This window comes from Nocardia sp. FDAARGOS_372 (assembly GCF_002554515.1).
Taxonomy (GTDB): domain Bacteria; phylum Actinomycetota; class Actinomycetes; order Mycobacteriales; family Mycobacteriaceae; genus Nocardia; species Nocardia farcinica.
This window is the reverse complement of the sequence record NZ_PDDW01000001.1, coordinates 3997253-4015031: the sequence shown is the minus strand read 5'-3', so window position 1 is coordinate 4015031 and position 17779 is coordinate 3997253. Positions and strand designations below refer to the sequence as shown.

General features: G+C 70.0%; 17 protein-coding genes and 1 CRISPR repeat array (1 of these 18 only partly in view). Of the genes, 7 read left to right on the top strand and 10 right to left on the bottom strand.

Annotated features, from left to right (window positions below):
* Positions 1–35: 35 nt before the first annotated feature.
* The gene (locus tag CRM89_RS31810) at positions 36–782 is read left to right on the top strand and encodes a hypothetical protein (protein WP_228822128.1); all 747 of its coding nucleotides are present in this window, start codon (positions 36–38) and stop codon (positions 780–782) included.
* Positions 783–846: 64 nt separating this feature from the next.
* Here the strand turns inward: CRM89_RS31810 and CRM89_RS19030 are convergent, their stop codons facing one another.
* Both CRM89_RS19030 and CRM89_RS19025 read right to left on the bottom strand, forming a co-directional pair.
* The gene (locus CRM89_RS19030) at positions 847–2100 is read right to left on the bottom strand and encodes a TetR/AcrR family transcriptional regulator (RefSeq protein ID WP_086841690.1); all 1254 of its coding nucleotides are present in this window, start codon (positions 2098–2100) and stop codon (positions 847–849) included.
* Positions 2101–2267: 167 nt separating this feature from the next.
* Positions 2268–3518 (bottom strand): TetR/AcrR family transcriptional regulator, encoded by a 1251-nt coding sequence (locus CRM89_RS19025; RefSeq protein ID WP_098087055.1) that lies wholly within the window; start codon positions 3516–3518, stop codon positions 2268–2270.
* A gap of 119 nt (positions 3519–3637) precedes the next feature.
* Between CRM89_RS19025 and CRM89_RS19020 the strand changes: the two genes are divergently transcribed.
* On the top strand, positions 3638–4381 hold the full coding sequence (locus CRM89_RS19020) for a DJ-1/PfpI family protein (RefSeq protein ID WP_256385945.1): 744 nt from the start codon (positions 3638–3640) through the stop codon (positions 4379–4381).
* A gap of 33 nt (positions 4382–4414) precedes the next feature.
* Here CRM89_RS19020 and CRM89_RS19015 read toward each other — a convergent pair whose 3' ends face one another.
* The 6 genes from CRM89_RS19015 to CRM89_RS18990 are packed head-to-tail and all read right to left on the bottom strand — an operon-like array spanning position 4415 to position 12555.
* Positions 4415–6361: an acetoacetate--CoA ligase gene (locus tag CRM89_RS19015; protein WP_098085420.1), complete on the bottom strand. Its 1947-nt coding sequence runs from the start codon at positions 6359–6361 to the stop codon at positions 4415–4417.
* A gap of 24 nt (positions 6362–6385) precedes the next feature.
* On the bottom strand, positions 6386–7210 hold the full coding sequence (locus CRM89_RS19010; RefSeq protein WP_011211575.1) for a CoA ester lyase: 825 nt from the start codon (positions 7208–7210) through the stop codon (positions 6386–6388).
* Positions 7207–7710, bottom strand: coding sequence for a MaoC family dehydratase (locus tag CRM89_RS19005; RefSeq protein WP_060594323.1), 504 nt, complete (start codon positions 7708–7710; stop codon positions 7207–7209). The genes CRM89_RS19010 and CRM89_RS19005 overlap by 4 nt, the downstream gene beginning before the upstream one ends.
* A complete protein-coding gene (locus CRM89_RS19000; protein WP_011211573.1) occupies positions 7707–8867 on the bottom strand; it encodes an acyl-CoA dehydrogenase family protein in 1161 nt (386 codons plus the stop codon). The genes CRM89_RS19005 and CRM89_RS19000 overlap by 4 nt, the downstream gene beginning before the upstream one ends.
* Positions 8864–10951, bottom strand: a complete 2088-nt coding sequence (locus tag CRM89_RS18995; RefSeq protein WP_098087054.1) for an acetyl/propionyl/methylcrotonyl-CoA carboxylase subunit alpha — start codon at positions 10949–10951, stop codon at positions 8864–8866. Before CRM89_RS18995 ends, CRM89_RS19000 begins: the two co-directional genes overlap by 4 nt.
* Positions 10952–10959: 8 nt before the next feature.
* The gene (locus CRM89_RS18990) at positions 10960–12555 is read right to left on the bottom strand and encodes a carboxyl transferase domain-containing protein (protein ID WP_011211571.1); all 1596 of its coding nucleotides are present in this window, start codon (positions 12553–12555) and stop codon (positions 10960–10962) included.
* Between the two features lie 139 nt (positions 12556–12694).
* Between CRM89_RS18990 and CRM89_RS18985 the strand changes: the two genes are divergently transcribed.
* Entirely contained in the window at positions 12695–13303 is a 609-nt protein-coding gene (locus CRM89_RS18985; RefSeq protein ID WP_050768340.1) for a TetR/AcrR family transcriptional regulator, read from the top strand.
* Positions 13304–13332: 29 nt separating this feature from the next.
* Here the strand turns inward: CRM89_RS18985 and CRM89_RS18980 are convergent, their stop codons facing one another.
* Together CRM89_RS18980 and CRM89_RS18975 are read right to left on the bottom strand one after the other, a co-directional pair.
* On the bottom strand, positions 13333–14226 hold the full coding sequence (locus tag CRM89_RS18980) for a hypothetical protein (protein ID WP_127516263.1): 894 nt from the start codon (positions 14224–14226) through the stop codon (positions 13333–13335).
* 16 nt (positions 14227–14242) lie between these two features.
* Positions 14243–14815: a hypothetical protein gene (locus tag CRM89_RS18975; protein ID WP_098085415.1), complete on the bottom strand. Its 573-nt coding sequence runs from the start codon at positions 14813–14815 to the stop codon at positions 14243–14245.
* A gap of 557 nt (positions 14816–15372) precedes the next feature.
* Here CRM89_RS18975 and CRM89_RS18970 point away from each other — a divergent pair.
* The 4 genes from CRM89_RS18970 to CRM89_RS18955 all read left to right on the top strand — a co-directional run bounded on the left by CRM89_RS18970 (position 15373) and on the right by CRM89_RS18955 (position 17569).
* Positions 15373–15732, top strand: a complete 360-nt coding sequence (locus CRM89_RS18970) for a hypothetical protein (protein ID WP_098087053.1) — start codon at positions 15373–15375, stop codon at positions 15730–15732.
* A complete protein-coding gene (locus CRM89_RS18965; protein WP_098085412.1) occupies positions 15683–16204 on the top strand; it encodes a DUF6879 family protein in 522 nt (173 codons plus the stop codon). Before CRM89_RS18970 ends, CRM89_RS18965 begins: the two co-directional genes overlap by 50 nt.
* A complete protein-coding gene (locus CRM89_RS18960; protein WP_098085409.1) occupies positions 16201–17040 on the top strand; it encodes a helix-turn-helix transcriptional regulator in 840 nt (279 codons plus the stop codon). The genes CRM89_RS18965 and CRM89_RS18960 overlap by 4 nt, the downstream gene beginning before the upstream one ends.
* 103 nt (positions 17041–17143) lie before the next feature.
* Positions 17144–17569 carry a PPOX class F420-dependent oxidoreductase gene (locus CRM89_RS18955; RefSeq protein ID WP_098085406.1) on the top strand — a complete coding sequence of 142 codons (426 nt, stop codon included), beginning with the start codon at positions 17144–17146 and terminating at the stop codon, positions 17567–17569.
* A gap of 80 nt (positions 17570–17649) precedes the next feature.
* Positions 17650–17779: direct repeats of the CRISPR family, unit length 29 nt; unit sequence GGGCTCATCCCCGCGTGCGCGGGGAGCAC; it runs 23 nt beyond the window's last position.

The window sequence follows — 17779 nt, the reverse complement described above, 5'->3', positions numbered from 1 at the left end:
CCCGCGCCACGCCGGAGACAAGGAACCGAACTGCCATGAGTGACAACGACGTCGACAAGGCCGCCACTCCCGAGCCGGACCGCGACGCCGCGGAACCGGCCGAGGGGGCGGGCGCGACGACCGGCTCGGCCGCGACCTCGGCGGGCAAGGACGCGACCGACGACAAGGCGGTCACGCTCGACAAGACGGAGCCGGCGGCGGCCCGAGACTCCACCGACGATCCCGGAACAGCCGCCGCCGCACCGGGATTCGCGGCGAAGCTGCGATGGCCCGCAGGCCGTGCCCGCACCGTCACCGCCGGTGCGGCGGTCGCGGTGCTGGTCGGCGCGTCGGTCGGCGCGGCGGGCTGGTTCTCCAGCCAGAACAGCGAACACGAGGGCCTGCTGGCCGCGCACGAGGAGGCCAGGCAGGCCGCCTGCGCCTACGCGCCGGTGCTGGCCGACTACGACGCGAAGAACCTCGACGCCTATTTCGCCAAGGTGCTCGACGGCGCGACCGGCGACTGGCGCAAGCAGTTCGACGACACCAGCAGGGAACTGCGCGAGGTGCTCACCCAGGGCGAGGTGGTGTCCAAGGCCGACGACGTGCAGTGCGCGATCAAGACCGGCGACGAGACCTCCGCCGAAGCGATCGTCGTCATCGGCCAGACCATCACCAGCGTCGGCACCCAGGGCAAACCTTCGCCCGGGCAGCTGTCGATGATCATGCGGATGGAGAAGACCGACGGCCGCTGGCTGGTCAACCACGTCAACTCGCCGCTGGCCTCGGTCCCCCAGCAGTGACGCCGCGCCGCCGCACCCGGTCCACGGAGTGACGCGGCGCGGCCGCCGCCCCTGCCGACCGCGCTCAGGCGGTGGCCGGGCGGCCGAACAGGATGACCTGCATCAGGTGGATCACCCGGGCCTGCGAGCAGATCGGGTTGTCCGGCCCCAGCCACTGGCCGATGTCGACGACCTGCGCGAGCGCGGCGTGCACCAGCACGCGCGCCTCGGCGGGGGAGAGCTCCGGGCGCACCCCGACCACCAGCTTGGCCCACTCCTCCACGTTGAGCCGCTGGATGTTCCGCAGCACCGTCCGGTCCTCCGGCGGCACGTTGCTGATCTCGGCGTAGTAGACGAAGGTCAGCTCCCGCTCGGCGAACGAGCCCGCGACATACAGCTCGATCAACGTCACCAGGGCCTGCTCGGGGCCGTCGGCGCCGGCGATCGCGGGACCGATGGCCGCCGAGACCCGATCGGCCGCCCGCCGGAACGCCGCGGCCAGGATGTCGCCCTTGCTGCGGTAGAACCGGTAGACCGCCGAGGACGCCGGTAACCCCGCGGCATTGGCGATGTCCTCCACGCTCACGTTCGGGTAGCCGCGCTCGTGGAACAGCTCGATCGAACGTTTCAGCAGCAGTTCGTGTTTGAAGGTCAACGGCACTTCCGAGGGGGTGTGCGCCGCGGTGCGCTCGCCGATCGGCGGCAGCTCACAGGCGAGCACGGCATCCGAAGCCGAACGCAGCAGCTTCGCCAAGGCGCGCACCGGAATCGACACGTGGTGATCGGAGATGCTGCCGATCACACTGAGCACCGAGGTCGCCAGTACCGCCCGGTCCGCCCGGGACAGCTCGGGGCGGCTGTCGGCCAGCAGGGAGCGCAGCATCGCGTAGACGTCGCCGAGTTGCCCGATGAGCACCCGGTAGTCCTCGGGCCGCAGGTAGCGGGACTGCCAGCGCAGCAACGACGCTCCGCGGCGATCGGTGATGGACCGGTCGACCAGCGCGTCGAGAATGTGCGCGAGCCGTTGTTGCGCGGGCGCGTCGAGAAGGTGCTCGGGCAGGTGGACGGCCTGCTCGCACAGCGCGCTCAAGCGCAGCGCCTCCTCCCGGAACAGCGCGTATTTGCTGGGGTAGTGGCGGTAGAGCGCGGTGGAACTGATGTCGAGGCGGGAGGCGATGTCCTCCATGCTCACCCCGTGGTAGCCGAGCGCTCCGAAGGCCTCCGCGGACGCGGCCGCGATCTGCGCACGCCGATCCCGCGGACGTTTGCGGACCACTCGCCCGGTGACGGGATCGCCGCCTGCCGAGCCGCGTGTGGTGCGGCGTTTGTGCGCGTCCATTCCGGCATGTTATCCCAAACAGATGCTTGGGAACGGCCTGTTCCTGCGCCCCGACGCGAACTGAACGAAAGGTCACAAAAAGCCGGTAACGCTGCTGCTCATGTGGCCGATGATAAGGACCAGGGTGGGAATACCCGTTAACATCCAGCGGATTCCGGCGGACCGGTTCACCGGGCGGTGACGGGACGGCCGAACAGCACGATCTCCATCGCCGTGCGCACCCGCTGCTGCCCGGCGACGGGGTCGCTGCCGAATGCCCGGCCCAGGTCGACGACGAGCGCGAAGGCCGCGTGCACCAGGAAACGCGCTTCGGCGGGGGACAGTTCGGTCCGCACGTCGCGCACGAGCTTGCTCCACTCCTCCACGTTGAGCCGCTGGATGTTACGCAGCACAGTGCGTTCCTCGGCGGGCACGTGCTGGAACTCGGTGTAGTAGACGAAGGTGAGCTCGCGCTCGGCGAACGATCCGGCCACGAACCGTTCGATCAGAATGCTCATCGCCGCTTCGGGATTCGGCGCCGCGGCCACCGCGGGACCGATCGCCGCGGAGACCCGGTCGGCGGCGCGGCGGAAGGCGGCCGCGAGCAGGTCGCTCTTGCCGCGATAGAAGCGGTAGACCGCCGAGGCCGCCGAAAGCCCCGCCGCACCGGCGATCTCCTCCACGCTGACGTTCGGGTAGCCGCGGTCGTGGAACAGCTCGACGGCCTTGCGCAGCAACAGCTCGTGCTTGAACGAGTCGGGGATCTCCACCGGCGGCGCCTCCTCCGACTCGGCCGAGGCCGGCGGCAGGTCGGCGTGCGCCAACGCCAGGCAGGCCGAGGAGAGCAACCGCACCAGCGCCTTGGCAGGCATCGCGGCGTGGTGGTCGGCGATGCTGGTGACCACGCTGAGGATGGCCGCCCGCAACACGCGCGTGTCGTCGGCGGTCAGTTCCGGTCGCAGCGCGCGCAGTTCGGCGCCGATCGCCTCGAGCACGGTGTGTTGCTGGTCGGCGAGGGTCTGCTGATCCTGCTCGTCGAGGTAGCGCACCTCCCAGCGCACCAGCGTCAGGGTGGGCCGGTTGTCGATGGCCGCGCCGATCAGGGCCTCCAGCAGATGGCGCAGGCGGTGCTCCGGGTCCCGGTCGGCGGCTTCCTCGGGGAGCCGGACCGATTCGGTGAGCGCCTGGCCGACCCGCAACAGCTCCTCGCGGAACAGCGCGTACTTGCTGGGATAGTGCCGATACAGCGCCGCGGAGCTGATGCCAAGACCCGAGGCGATGTCCTCCATGCTGACACCGTGGTAGCCCAGGGCGCCGAACGCGGCGGCCGAGGCCGCGGCGATCTGGGCGCGGCGGTTCTTCGGCCTGCGCCGGATCTCACGGGGTGCCGAGTCGCCGTCGACCACGTTTCGCGCCGTGCGGCGGTTGTCGACACTCATGCCCTTCATCGTAACGACCCGGACATCCGGCGGATTTGTCCAGGTCGGGCCTGTGCCACCCCCGTGTGCTCCGGGCCGGTGCTACGGTCTGTCCACCGGTTCGACGAAGGGGGTGCGCCGTGCCCGCCCGACAGGTGGCGATCGTGCTGTATCCGGGGATGACCGCGTTGGATGCCATCGGGCCCTACGAGGTGCTGCGCTTCGCGCCCGACACCGAGATCCGCTTCGTCGGCCACGAGGTCGGCCCGGTGATCACCGACAGCGGCGTGCTCGCGCTCGGCGTCACCCACACCTTCGCCGAGACTCCCGCCCCGCAGATCGTCGTCGTGCCCGGCGGGCCCGCGGCCACCGCCGTCGCCGCGGACACGGCGGTGCTGGACTGGTTGCGCGCGGCGCACCGCACCGCCGAATGGACCACCTCGGTGTGCACCGGCGCCCTGGTGCTCGCCGCCGCCGGACTGCTCGACGGCAAACCAGCCACCACCCACTGGGCCGCCCAGTCCGCGCTCGGCCTGCTCGGCGCCCAGCCGCGCAAACAGGAGCGGGTGGTGCGCGCGGACGCGCGGATCGTCACCGCCGCGGGCGTCTCGGCGGGCATCGACATGGCGCTGTGGCTGGTCGCCGAGATCCACGGCGCCGACCGGGCCCGCACCGTGCAGCTCGACATCGAGTACGACCCGCGCCCGCCGGTGGACGCGGGTCATCCGAGCAAGGCGTCCTCGGCGGTGCGACGGGCGTCCATGGCCGATCAGGCGAAGTTGATGCGCGCGTTGACGGCGGGCGAGCTGGTGCGCACGGTCACCGGCGCCCAGCTGGCCCTGTGGCGGGGCGCGCTGCGCCGGGTGCGGGCCCGGATCGGCTGAGCCCGCTCAGCGCGCGGCCGGGCCTGAGCCCGCTCAGCGCCCCGCCGGGCGGACCGCGGCGTACCAGTCCAGCAGGTCCGGATTGTCGACCGCACTGCGCTCCACCACCGCGCCCGGCTCGGCGCCCTGCAACAGCTTCTTGATCGGCACCTCGAGCTTCTTGCCGGTGCGGGTGTGCGGAATGCCGGGCGCGAGCAGGATCTCGTCGGGCACGTGCCGCGGGGAGACCTCGGTGCGGATGGTCTCGCGGATGCGGGCCACGAGGTCCTCGGTCAGCTCCGCGCCCGGGGCGAGCAGCACGAACAGCGGCATCCAGTAGCCGCCGTCGGATTGTTCCACCCCGATCACCAGCGCCTCGGCGATCTCGGGCAGGCCCTCCACCGCCTGGTAGATGTCGGCGCTGCCCATCCGGATGCCGTGCCGGTTCAGCGTGGAGTCGGAGCGGCCGTGCACGATGACGCTGCCGTGGTCGGTGATGGTGATCCAGTCACCGTGCCGCCACACGCCGGGGAACATGTCGAAGTAGGCGTCGTGGTAGCGCTTGCCGTCCTCGTCGCGCCAGAAGGACACCGGCATCGACGGCATCGGCGCGGTGACCACCAGCTCGCCGACCTCGCCGCGCACCGGCCGCCCCGACTCGTCGTAGGCGTCCAGCGCCACACCGAGGTAGGGCACCGACAGCTCACCCGGCCACACCGGCACCGTGCGGGCCCACCCGAGGAACGCCGACACCACGTCGGTGCCGCCGCTGATCGAGGCCACCGGCACGTGCTCGCCGACGTTGTCGCGCAGCCACAGCGCCGAGGACGGCGGCAGCGCCGACCCGGTGATACCGACCAGCCGCAGCGCCGACAGGTCGTGCTCGGTGCGCGGCACCGCGCCCGCCTTGATGCAGGCCAGCACGTAGCCGGGGCTGGTGCCGAGCACGGTCACGCCCAGCTCGGCGGCCAGCCGCCACAGCCCGTCCGGGCCGGGATGGGTGGGGCTGCCGTCGTAGGTGACGATGGTCGACCCGGTGAGCAGCCCGGCCACCTGGAAGTTCCACATCATCCAGCTGGGGCTGGTGTACCAGAAGAAGGTGTCCGCGGGACCGATGTCCGATTGCAGCGCGACCGCCTTGAGATGCTCGAGCAGCACGCCGCCGTGCCCGTGCACGATGCCCTTGGGCAGCCCGGTGGTGCCGGAGGAGAACACGATCCACAGCGGATGGTCGAAGTCGACCGGCTCGGTCTGGATGAGCGGGGCCGCGTTGTCGGTGTCGGCGACGGCGTCGGCCCAGCTGGTGGCTTCGGGCACCGCCGCGCCCAGGCGCTCCACCACCACCGTGGCCCGCAGGGTCGGCAGGCCCGCGCGCAGCGCCGCGATGTCGGCGCTCTTTTCGTGCGCCTTGCCGCCGAAGCGGTAACCGTCGGCGGTCACCAGCACGGTCGGCTCCAGCTGGCCGAGCCGGTCCAGCGCCGCCTTGGGGGAGTAGTCCTGCCCGCACGCGCTCCACACCGCCCCGATGCTCGCGGTGGCGAGGAAGGCGATCACCGCCTCGGGAATGTTGGGCAGGTAGCCGACCACCCGGTCGCCGGGCCGCACCCCCAGCGACCGCAGGGTGCGGGCGAACGCCGCGGTGCTGTCGATCAATTCGGCCCACGACACCTCGCGCACCGGCGCGTCCTCGCTCGCGGCCAGGATGGCGGGCCGGTCGGTGCGCGCCTGCCGCACCACCTGATCGACATAGTTCACTCGGGTGCCGGGAAACCACTGCGCGCCCGGCATGTCGGCCGTCGCCAGCACGTCACCGGCGACCTCACCGAGTTCGAAATAGTCCCAGACGGCCCGCCAGAACCCGGGCAGATCCCGCACCGACCACTGCCACAGCGCCCGGTAGTCCGGTGCCGCCGAGCCGCTGCGCGCGGCGGCGAACCGGGCGAAATCGGTGATCCTGGCCTCGGCGACGTCCTGCTCGGTGGGCACCCACTGTGGTTGCACCGCGAATCTCCTCCCTGGTGCTGTTCAGTCCTGGCCCGCGCGGCGCAGGATCTGTTCGGCGTGCCGCAGCACCGGACCGTCGACCATCCTGCCCTCGAAGGCGAACACACCCCGATTGTCCGGCACCGCCGCCAGTACCCGCCGCGCCCAGTCGATCTCCGCCGGCGCCGGCGCGTATGCGGCCCGGATCACCGGCACCTGGCTGGGGTGGATGGCGACCTTCACGTCGAAACCGACCGCCACCGCGTCCTCGGCTTCGGCGCGCAGGCCGTCCAGGTCGGCGATGTCGAGGTAGACCGAGTCGAGCGCGAGCTTGCCGTAGGCCTTGGCCGCCAGCAGCGACGTCGAGCGCACGTGCCGCGCGACGTCCCGGTAGGAGCCGTCGGCGTGCCTGCTTCCCGTGCCACCCAGTCCCGCGACCAGATCCTCCGCACCCCACATCACGCCGATCGCGTTGCGCGCCAGCACCGCCCGGCCCACGGCCAGCGCACCCAGCGGCGATTCGATCAGCGCGATCACCTCGTAGTCGGCCAGCCCGGAGAGCTGTTCGGCCGATTCGGTCTTGGGCAGCATCACCCGCCGGTAGCGGGTGTCCGCCAGCGCCAGCAGATCGAGTGCGTGCTCGTCGGTGCCCACCGCGTTCACCCGCACCACGGTGCGCTCGGGGTCCAGCGGCGTCGACACCAGCGCGGTGCGGGCCGCCGCCTTGTCCGCCGGTGCCACCCCGTCCTCGAGATCGAGGATCACCACGTCGGCCGCGGCGGCGGCCTTGGCGTAGCGCTCGGGCCGGTCGGCCGGGCAGAACAGCCAGGCCGGGCCGGGCGGCTGCCAGCTCGTCGCCGCGGTCACGACGCCGCCGGCCGCAGCCGGACCAGGGTCTTGCGGGTGGCCGTGGCGACCACCTCGCCGTGCTGATTGCGGGCGGTGTGGGCGAAGGTGACGATGCCCTCGCCGGGCCGCGACTTGGACTCCCGCTTGTCGGTCACCACCGTCTCGGCGTAGATCGTGTCGCCGTGGAACAGCGGCTTGGGGAAGGCGATGTCGGAGAAGCCCAGGTTGGCCACGATGGTGCCCTGGGTCAGCTGCGCGACCGAGAGCCCCACCAGCGTGGACAGCGTGAACATCGAGTTCACCAGCCGCTTGTTGAACGGCGGCAGCGCGTCGCTGAACGCGGCGTCCAGGTGCAGCGCCTGGGTGTTCATCGTCAGCGTGGTGAACAGCACGTTGTCGGCTTCGGTAATGGTGCGCCCCGGCCGGTGCTCATAGACCACGTCGGTCTCGAACTCCTCGAACCACAGCCCGCGCTGCACGATCCTGCGCGGTTCGCTACCGGTGTGCTCGGTGCTCACAGGCCCAGCTCCCGTCCGATCAGCATCAGCTGCACCTCCGTCGTGCCCTCACCGATTTCCAGGATCTTGCTGTCGCGATAGTGCCTGGCCACAGCGTATTCGTTCATGAAGCCGTTGCCGCCGAAGATCTGGGTGGCATCGCGCGCGTTGTCCATCGCCGCCTCGCTGGCGACCAGCTTGGCGATGGAGGCCTGCTTCTTGAACGGCTTGCCCGCCAGCATCAGCGCGGCGGCGTCGTAGTAGGCGGCCCGGGCCGCGTGCGCGCGCGCCTCCATGCGGGCGATCTTGAACGCGACGGCCTGGTAGCTGCCGATCGGTTTGCCGAAGGCCAGCCGCTCCTTGGCGTAGCGCACGCTCTCGTCCACGCAGCCCTGCGCCGCGCCCACCGAGAGCGCCGCGATGGCGATGCGGCCCTCGTCGAGGATGCGCAGGAAGTTGGCATAGCCGCGGCCGCGCTCGCCGAGCAGGTTCTCCTGCGGCACCCGCACGTCGGTGAAAGAGAGCGGGTGGGTGTCGGAGGCGTTCCAGCCGACCTTGTTGTAGGCGGGCTCGGCGACGAAGCCGGGGGTGTCGGTGGGCACCAGGATGGTGGAGATCTCCTTGCGGCCGTCCTGGCTGCCGGTCACCGCGGTCACCGTCACGAGCTTGGTGATGTCGGTGCCGGAGTTGGTGATGAACTGCTTGCGGCCGTTGATGACCCAGTCCTCGCCGTCGGCGACCGCGGTGGTCCTGGTGCCGCTCGCGTCGCTACCCGCGTCCGGCTCGGTGAGGCCGAAGGCGGCCAGCGCGCGGCCGCTGGTCAGCTGCGGCAGCCACTCCTGCTTCTGCTTGTCGTTGCCGAAGCGGTAGACCGGCATCGCGCCGAGCGAGACGCCCGCCTCCAGCGTGATCGCCACGCTCTGATCGACCTTGCCCAGCTCCTCGAGCGCCAGGCACAGCGCGAAGTAGTCACCGCCCATGCCGCCGTACTCCTCCGGGAACGGCAGGCCGAACAGGCCCATGTCGGCCATGCCCGCCACCACCTCGTACGGGAAGGTGTGCGCGGCATCGTGTTCGGCGGCGACCGGTGCGACGACCTGCTGGGCGAAGTCCCGCACCGTCAGGGCCAGATCGCGGTAGTCCTCGGGCAGTGTGCCGGTGGACAGGAAGTCGGTCATGCGGAAAGTCCTTCTGCTCTGTCGGTTTCGGGTTCGGCCGCGTCGGCGGCGGTGATGCGGGCCAGCGGCTGGTCCAACCGCACCTGGGTGCCCGGTTCGACCAGGATCTCGACGGTGCCCGCGACCGGGGCGGTGAGGGTGTGCTCCATCTTCATGGCCTCGACCACCACCACCGGCGCGCCCGCGGCGACCACGCTGCCGGTGGCGGCCGGGACGGCGATCACCGCGCCCGGCATGGGACTGCGGATCTCGGCGTCGCCCACGTGCTCGTCACCGCCGCGCACGCTCGCCTCGGCCACCGCGCGCAGCATGGTGACCCAGCCCGGTCCGGCCACCCACAGCGCATCGGCGTGCTCGGCCACCCGGTAGGTCTGCCGCACCCCGTCGAGGGTGAGGGCCAGCAGGCCGCGGCCCGGCGCGGTCGCCGTGAATTCGGCACGCACCGCTCGGTTCTCGCCGTCGCCGACCCGCACCCGCCCGTCCCCCGGCAGGCCGGTCAGGTAGACGTGCTCGGTCCGGTCGTCGGCGGCCAGCCGGATCGGGATCGGCGCGTGTTCGCCGACCCGCCAGCCGGTCGGCACCGCCCACAGATCCCGGGCCGACGACAGCGCGGCGTCACCACGCGGACCACCCTGCTCCTGCGGGAACAGGCCCAGCCAGTGGTAGGCCGCGGCCGCGACGAACGCCTCGTCGGTGGCGGGCGCCGGGGTGAAGTCACCGACGCGGCGGTCGAGCAGACCGGTGTCGAGCCTGCCGGCGGCCACGTCGTCATCGGCGAGCAGGAACCGCAGGAACTCGATGTTGCTCGTGACACCGAGCAGCACCGTGTCGGCGAGTGCGCGATCCAGGCTCGCCAGCGCGGACGCGCGGTCCGGGCCGTGCGCGATCACCTTCGACAGCATCGGGTCGTAGTCGCTGCCGACCACCGTGCCCACCCGCAGGCCCGAATCCACCCGCACCCCCGGCCCTTCCGGCTCGCGCAGGTCGAGCACGGTGCCGCCGGTGGGCAGGAAGCCGCGCCCCGGGTCCTCGGCGTACACCCGGGCCTCCACGGCGTGCCCGGTGAGCCGGATCTGCCCCTGGTCCACGCCCAGCTGCTGCCCGGCTGCGATCCGCACCTGGCACTCCACCAGGTCCACCCCGGTCACCATCTCGGTCACCGGATGCTCCACCTGGAGGCGGGTGTTCATCTCCATGAAGAAGAACTCGTCGGGCCGGTCGGCCGAGACGATGAACTCCACCGTGCCCGCTCCCACGTAGTCGACGCTGCGCGCGGTGTCGCAGGCCGCCGCGCCGATGCGCGCGCGGGTCTCGGCGTCCAGCAGCGGCGAGGGCGCCTCCTCGATCACCTTCTGGTGCCTGCGTTGCAGGCTGCACTCGCGTTCGCCCAGGTGCAGGACGTTGCCGTGCCGGTCGGCCAGCACCTGCACCTCGATGTGGCGCGGATTGGTGACGAAACGCTCCAGGAACAGCGTGTCGTCGCCGAAGGCCGCCCCCGCCTCGCGCCGGGCGCTCACCAGGGCGGCGGGCAGGTCGGCGGGGTCGTCGACGCGGCGCATGCCCTTGCCGCCGCCGCCCGCGGAGGGCTTCACCAGCACGGGATAGCCGACCTCGGCGGCCGCGGCGATCAGGTCGTCGTCGCTGAGGCCGGGCTCGGCGATGCCGGGCACCACCGGCACGCCGAAGGCCGAGACGGTGTTCTTCGCCGCGATCTTGTCGCCCATGATCTCGATCGCCCGCGCGGGCGGGCCGAGGAAGACGATGCCCGCCTTGTCCAGCGCGGTCGCGAAGGCGGCGTTCTCGGAGAGGAATCCGTAGCCCGGATGCACGGCCTGTGCCCCGGTGCGCACCGCGGCGTCGACCACCTTGTCGATGTCGAGGTAGCTCTCGCGGGCGGGGGCGGGTCCGAGCCGCACCGCGACGTCGGCCTCGCGCACGTGCCGCGCACCGGCGTCGGCGTCGCTGTAGACGGCGACCGAGCGCACGCCGAGCGCGCGCAGCGTGCGGATGACCCGCACCGCGATCTCGCCGCGGTTGGCGACCAGCACGGTGTCGAAGCCGATGGGGTGGGAGTTGTTCATCATCATCGCGCTCACATCCGGAAGACGCCGTAGGAGACCGGTTCCAGCGGCGCCTGCCCGCACACCGAGAGTGCGAGGCCGAGCACCGTTCTGGTGTCGGCGGGGTCGATGACGCCGTCGTCCCACAGTCGTGCGGTGGAGTAGTAGGGGTTGCCCTGGTGCTCGTACTGTTCGCGGATCGGGGCCTTGAACTTCTCCTCGTCCTCGGCCGACCACGGGTTGCCGCTGCTGTCGAGCTGGTCGCCGCGCACGGTCGCCAGCACCGAGGCGGCCTGCTCGCCGCCCATCACCGAGATCCGCGCGTTCGGCCACATCCACAGGAAGCGCGGCGAATACGCGCGCCCGCACATGGAGTAGTTGCCCGCGCCGTAGGAGCCGCCGATCACCACCGTCAGCTTCGGCACCCGCGCGCACGCCACCGCGGTCACCATCTTGGCGCCGTGCTTGGCGATGCCGCCCGCCTCGTAGTCACGCCCGACCATGAAGCCGGTGATGTTCTGCAGGAACAGCAGCGGGATGCTGCGCTTGTCGCACAGCTCGATGAAATGCGCGCCCTTCATGGCGGATTCGGCGAACAGCACGCCGTTGTTGGCGACGATGCCCACCGGATGGCCGTGGATGCGCGCGAACCCGGTGACCAGCGTCTTGCCGTACTCGGCCTTGAACTCGTGGAAACCGGACTCGCCGCCCGGTGCGCCGTCGACCAGGCGCTCGATCACCTCGCGCACGTCGTAGGGCGTGCGCAGGTCCACCGGCACCACGTCGTAGAGCTCCTCGGTGGGCGCGGCGGGCTCGATCGTGGGCAGCACCTCCCAAGGGGCCTGCGGGCGCGGGCCCAGGGTGGCCACGATGCGGCGCACGATGCGCAGCGCGTCCTGGTCGTCCTCGGCCAGGTGGTCGGTGACACCGGAGGTGCGCGAATGCAGTTCGCCGCCACCGAGTTCCTCGGCCGTGACCACCTCGCCGGTCGCCGCCTTCACCAGCGGCGGACCGCCGAGGAAGATCGTGCCCTGGTTGCGCACGATCACCGCCTCGTCGCTCATCGCGGGCACGTACGCGCCGCCTGCCGTGCACGAGCCGAGCACGGCGGCGATCTGCGCGATGCCCGCCGCGCTCATGGTGGCCTGGTTGTAGAAGATGCGGCCGAAGTGCTCGCGGTCGGGGAACACCTCGTCCTGGCGCGGCAGGAACGCGCCGCCCGAATCGACCAGGTAGATGCACGGCAGGTTGTTCTGCAACGCCACTTCCTGCGCGCGCAGATGCTTCTTGACCGTCATCGGGTAGTAGGTGCCGCCCTTGACCGTCGCGTCGTTGGCCACGATCACGCATTCGCGCCCGGACACCCGTCCGATGCCGGTGATGATGCCCGCCCCCGGGCACTCGTCGCCGTACATCCCGGTGGCCGCCAGCGGCGACAGCTCCAGGAACGGGCTGCCGGGGTCGAGCAGTTGGTCCACGCGCTGCCGTGGCAGCAGTTTGCCGCGCGCCACGTGCCGCTCGCGGGCCTTCTCCGGCCCGCCGAGCGCCGCGGCGGCCAGGCGTTCGCGCAGTTCCGCGGTGAGCGCCTGATGCGCCGCGCGGTTGCCGACGTCCTGGGTGATCGTCATCCCGCCTCGCTTCTCGAATGGAGGTGGAGCGGCCGATCCGGCCGATCCAGTTAGTCGCCGATAACTGAGATTCAGGTTAATCTTGATTAACTGAGTTGTCCAGGCCCGGGTCAGGGGCGTGTGGGAGAGGGGTGTGCGCGTGGTCGGCACCGAGGCGTCCGAAGGCACCCGCCGTGAGCAGTTGAAAGCCGAGCGGCGCCGCAGGCTGCTCGAGGCCGGCGCGCGCCTCATCGCCGACCGCGGCTTCCTCGGCGTCCGGCTCGACGACCTCGGCGCGGCCGTCGGCATCAGCGGCCCCGCGGTCTACCGGCACTTCCCCAGCAAGGAAGCGCTGCTGGTGGAACTCCTGGTCGGCGTCAGTGAACGCCTCCTCGACGGCGGCCGGGCCGTGCTCGCCGACCACGATGGCGGAGACCCGCGATCGGTCATCGCCGGACTCGTCGACTTCCACCTCGACTTCGCCCTCGGCGAGCCCGAACTCATCCGCATCCAGGACCGCGACCTGGACCAGATGCCCGACGACGCCCGCCGCCGCGTCCGCCGCACCCAGCGGCAATACGTCGAACTGTGGGTGGACGCGCTACAGCGGGTCCACCCACAGCTGTCCGAAGGCGAAGCCCGCGTACGGGCCCACGCGGTGTTCGGACTGATGAACTCAACCCCGCACAGCGCCACCGCCTCCGACGCGGAGCGCGTCCGACCGGCCCTACGCGAAATGGCGTTGGCGGCGCTGGTGGGGGTGAGCTGACCCTCCGGTCCAGCCCCGCGCCCGTGCCCTCAGCGTTCGCGGCTGAGGCCGCGTTCTCTATCGGCCCTCTCGCGAGCCCTGGTCAGGCTTGCGGAGCCCGCTGATGGACGCTCGCGCTGCGGCGAGATCGGGACCGGCGGCATCGGAAATGTGACGACGAGGATGTCTCGGACCTCTCGCCCGGTCATCGGAAGCCTCTCGCCTCGCGCGTTGGCGGCCCGTTCCCGGCGAGCACTGGCGGCCAACCGGTCGGCGGCGTCGCGCTGTCGCCGGTCGGCTTCGTGAGTTCGACGCTCGCGATCCGCTCGTTCGACCGCCTGGCGGGCAGCGTCGCGGGTGCGTTCCTTCTCCTGGAGTTTCTCGCGGCGCTCCTTGATCCGTTGCAGACGCCGAAGTTTGCCCGAGTCGACCAGCTCCATCTGATGCCGGCCTCGCTCCAAGCGCATCCCCACATCCCGGGCCTTCGCCGCCAACTCCCGGGTGACCTCCACGACTCGGAATCGACCAGGAAAGTCCTGCACCATCTGGTCGAGTTCCCGGCGGGCTTCGACGTCGGCGGAACCTTTCAGGAGCACCCAGGTGCCGCGTGCGTGCTCATCACACTCGAGAACTCTCCGATCCTTGGCCATCTGGTCCATATGGAACGCGCCGCCGACCCGTCTACCGCACTTGTACTCGACGAAGTCACGTCCGCCCTGCGTGTTGACCTTGACCGCGTCGTGCACGCGAGTCCGGCCCGGTTCCACCGTTACCGGTTGTTCGTGCAGCCAGCCGTTCGCGCAAGTCTCGCCGCGCAATTCGGCTATGCCATAGTGAAATTCGCGACCGATGTCCTGCGATCTGCGTGCGCGTTCGGACGCTTCGCGCTGTTGACGGCGAGCCTGTGCGACGGCTCGGCGCCGGAATTCCTCCTCTTGCGACATCCCCCCGGGACTCCGATCAATCCCGTCGATGCTTCCGCCGAATATCGAGACCCTCGTGCGCGGTTCCATGAGCCTCGGCGTAGTCGATCGTCCGCGAAAACCACTCGGAGGTGACACATCGGAAGTCGCCCTCCTCGACTGCGCTGAACAGCAAATCTTCCGGGTTGTCGACGATTCCGGTCCAGTCGTACCGAATCGTCGGACCGAATCGGTACAGCACCTTTTCGCCGGGTTCGTTGATCCATCGGCCCTCGCAATGCCGAATGAAATACTCGCCTATGTAGCAAACGAACTGGGTCACGACCTCGGCTCGGGCGGGCTCGTACAACGCGTCTTCGTCGGGCAGGAAGAAATCGAAAACATCCGAGATCCAGTACAGGGCCATTTCGTCGCTGTACCTGTCGACTCCCTGGGGCATCGGGCCCACAGGCTCGCCTGCGGGAGTCGTCCATCCTCGTTCCCCGCCGATCGGAACCCTCGGCAGCGTTTCGGTGAACAGGCGATCTATCGCATCGGCGGTGTGCTGGTTGCTCGACCACACGACCCACTCCGGGTCGTCCTGCGCGTTTGCGTCGACGTCGTCGTTCACTGCCGATCCTTCCCCTGCCGCCGGCCGACCGAGACTTGCGATGTGTCGACCGTAGGGCCTCGCCCTGGGCGGTCTCGTTCAGGGTTGGGGTGCCAACGTTGGAGTGTCGGGCCGATGGGTGCGAATTCATCGACCGAACCGATTGCCCGCCCGGTCGCAAGGTCGATATCGAACGAATCGCGGGGCCTGCCGGTCGTCGTAGCGATCATTTCCCGGGCGGTCGGCTCGATGGCGCGTTTGTCGTCCGTAACCGTCCACCGGTCCACGGCCGGTACGTGGATGAGCCAACGAGACCTACAGCAGTGAACCTTGACGTAGTACTGGCGCACGGTCGCCTTCCTCGGCACGGTGGGAACCTTGGCGAGCACTCGGCACCGGGAGGAGACTCTCCGGTGCCGAGTGCCTGTTGAGACGGTAAGAGCCAGAAAGGGCCGCAGGCCAGGACCTTGACAGAACTTGACGTGACTTCGCTGAACAGGGGAAGTTTCGGGTTCACGTGGTGCAGGATTGCCGTGGGGGTGTCACAAGGGGTCACACTCCTGGGGAGGAGTCAGGTCATGCGCTTGAAGTTTCTCGGTAAGGGTGGCTCCGGGCAGGGGCAGTGCCCGTCGCTGTACGCCACGGATCGCAACACATATCTGGTGCAGGGCTGGCAGACCGGGCAGGCGGGACGAGTCGAGATCCCGCATCTCCTGCTCGGCTTCGTCGAGCCCGATACGTTCGTCGGGGCGACGATGACCGACACCGGCCGGGGTACGTTCACTCTCTCCGGGCATCCCGTCAACGATGCTGAGGCACTGGCGCATCTCGTCCTCGCCGAAGACGAGATGGTGATCGAGGTGCCGAAGCTAGAAAGGGAGTTCTACGGTGCGATTGCTGCAAGGTCAGGCGTTCTGGGAGCTGTTTCGACAGGCTGAGAGCACTGCGTTCCATCTGGAGACCCGCGATGCCTACGACGTGGACGACGAGAACCCCCACCTGGCGCGGTTTCTCGCCGGTCGCCGAGACGACGACTACGCATGGTTCCAGCCGTGGCTCGACCTCATGCGCGCTGCCACCGATCGAGGCGTTGCCGTTTCCCGCGTTCGAGTCGTCACCGTGCCGCTGCCCGACTACCACCGCTGGCTGCTCTCCATCACGCAGGAGAACGAGCGGGCGGGAGAGGACATCCGGTATGTCCCCAGGCATCTCGCGGGAGAACTACCGGCAGACGATTGGTGGCTCCTGGACGGCTCGTTGGTCGCATTCAACCTGGTCGACGTCCACGGTGCCGGTGCGGGCGTGGCGGTGACCGACGACCGGCGCATTGTCCACTACTGCCGGTCGGTGCGAGAACGGTTGTGGGATATCGCGACCCCCTACGCCGAGTTCGCGCACGCGGCGCTGTGACCGGCTCGGTCCACGAACAACGGGAAGCGCTCGGCAAGCGGCTGCGGGAACTCCGGAGAGACGCCGGACTGACGGGACGTCGGCTCGCCGCCTTGGCGGGCTGGCACGAGTCCAAGGTATCCAAGATCGAAACCGGAGACCGCAGCCCCTCCGAGGCTGACCTGCGCGCCTACTGTGCCCACACCGGTGCCGAAGACCAGCTTCCCGACCTGGTCGCCACGGTCCGCAGCCTCGAGTCCGCCTACCTCGAGTACAAGCGCCTCCTACACACGGGCACCGGGCGGCGACAACAGCAGTCGGTGACGCTTGCCGAACAGACCAGGTTCATGCGCGTGTACGAACCGGTGCTGGTCCCCGGCATCCTCCAGACCGCCGAGTATGCCGAGGCGGTCCTCCGTCGAGTGACCCAGTTCTACCGGATACCCGACGACGTCGACCGGGGCGTCTCGAAGCGGCTGGAACAGCAGAAGGTCCTCTACCGTGGCGACCATCGGTTCCACATCCTGATCGCTGAACAGTCGTTGTCGACGACTGTCGGGAACAACGACGTGATGGTCGGCCAGCTGGATCGTCTGCTGGCTGTCATGGGACTGCCTCGCCTGCTGCTGGGCATCGTCCCGTCGGATGCGCAATGGCTGACTCCCGCCACCAACTTCTTCATCTTCGACGACCGCCTGGTGATGGTGGAGGCCATCACCGCGGAGCTGAGGATCACCCAGCCCCGCGAGATCGCGCTGTACGCACGTGCCTTCGAGACGCTGGCGCGACAGGCAGTGACGGGTGACCGCGCGCGCGAGCTCGTCAGGAATGCGCTTCGCCGCCGCCGATCGGACTGACTTGATTCGCAGTGCGCGGCCTGTCACCGAGTCACCAGGACAGCATGGCCACCCGCGCTCGCTGTTCCGCTCGTGTCGTGCGCAGACCGCTTAGGGTGGCGGCATGACCTCATTGTCGGATCCCAAGGTGCGCGAGTTCCTCGATCACGGGACGCGGACGGGCAAGATCGCCTTCGTCGCGTCGGACGGCAGACCTGTGGTCACACCGATCTGGTACCTCGTCGAGGGCGACGAGATCGTATTCAACACCGGCCGCGACACGGCGAAGGGCAAGGCGTTCGCGCGCGACGATCGGGTGGCGCTGTGTGTCGACCTGGAAGAGCCGCCGTATGCCTCGGTCCAGGTGCAGGGACGGGTCACGCTCTCCGAGGATCCGGACGAGCTGCTGCGCACCGCCACCGCGCTGGGCGGGCGCTACATGGGCGCCGAGCGGGCCGAGGAGTTCGGTCGGCGCAACGCGGTGCCCGGTGAGTTGGTCGTGCGATTGCGCCCGACCAAGGTGATAGCGCACTTCGACGCCACCGCCTGATTCGGGAGGACCCCACCGCGCCGAATCCGGTCCCTCCCGTCGGTGACCACCACCCGGACCGCCCCGTTAGCTCTGGTGACGGGCTCATCCCCGCGTGCGCGGGGAGCACAGCGGCGGCGGCGTGCACGCGCTTCCGGGAGGGGGCTCATCCCCGCGTGCGCGGGGAGCACGCGCTGGCCGACCTGTCACCGAACGCGCAGGCGGGCTCAT

Excerpts from the sequence above, each read along its gene's own strand:
- CRM89_RS18970 (WP_098087053.1), top strand. The coding sequence starts at position 15,373 with ATGCGCTTGAAGTTTCTCGGTAAGGGTGGCTCCGGGCAGGGGCAGTGC.
- CRM89_RS19025 (WP_098087055.1), bottom strand. The coding sequence starts at position 3,518 with ATGAGTGTCGACAACCGCCGCACGGCGCGAAACGTGGTCGACGGCGAC.
- CRM89_RS19030 (WP_086841690.1), bottom strand. The coding sequence starts at position 2,100 with ATGGACGCGCACAAACGCCGCACCACACGCGGCTCGGCAGGCGGCGAT.
- CRM89_RS19000 (WP_011211573.1), bottom strand. The coding sequence starts at position 8,867 with ATGACCGACTTCCTGTCCACCGGCACACTGCCCGAGGACTACCGCGAT.
- CRM89_RS18980 (WP_127516263.1), bottom strand. The coding sequence starts at position 14,226 with ATGTCGCAAGAGGAGGAATTCCGGCGCCGAGCCGTCGCACAGGCTCGC.
- CRM89_RS18995 (WP_098087054.1), bottom strand. The coding sequence starts at position 10,951 with ATGATGAACAACTCCCACCCCATCGGCTTCGACACCGTGCTGGTCGCC.
- CRM89_RS18955 (WP_098085406.1), top strand. The coding sequence starts at position 17,144 with ATGACCTCATTGTCGGATCCCAAGGTGCGCGAGTTCCTCGATCACGGG.
- CRM89_RS31810 (WP_228822128.1), top strand. The coding sequence starts at position 36 with ATGAGTGACAACGACGTCGACAAGGCCGCCACTCCCGAGCCGGACCGC.
- CRM89_RS18990 (WP_011211571.1), bottom strand. The coding sequence starts at position 12,555 with ATGACGATCACCCAGGACGTCGGCAACCGCGCGGCGCATCAGGCGCTC.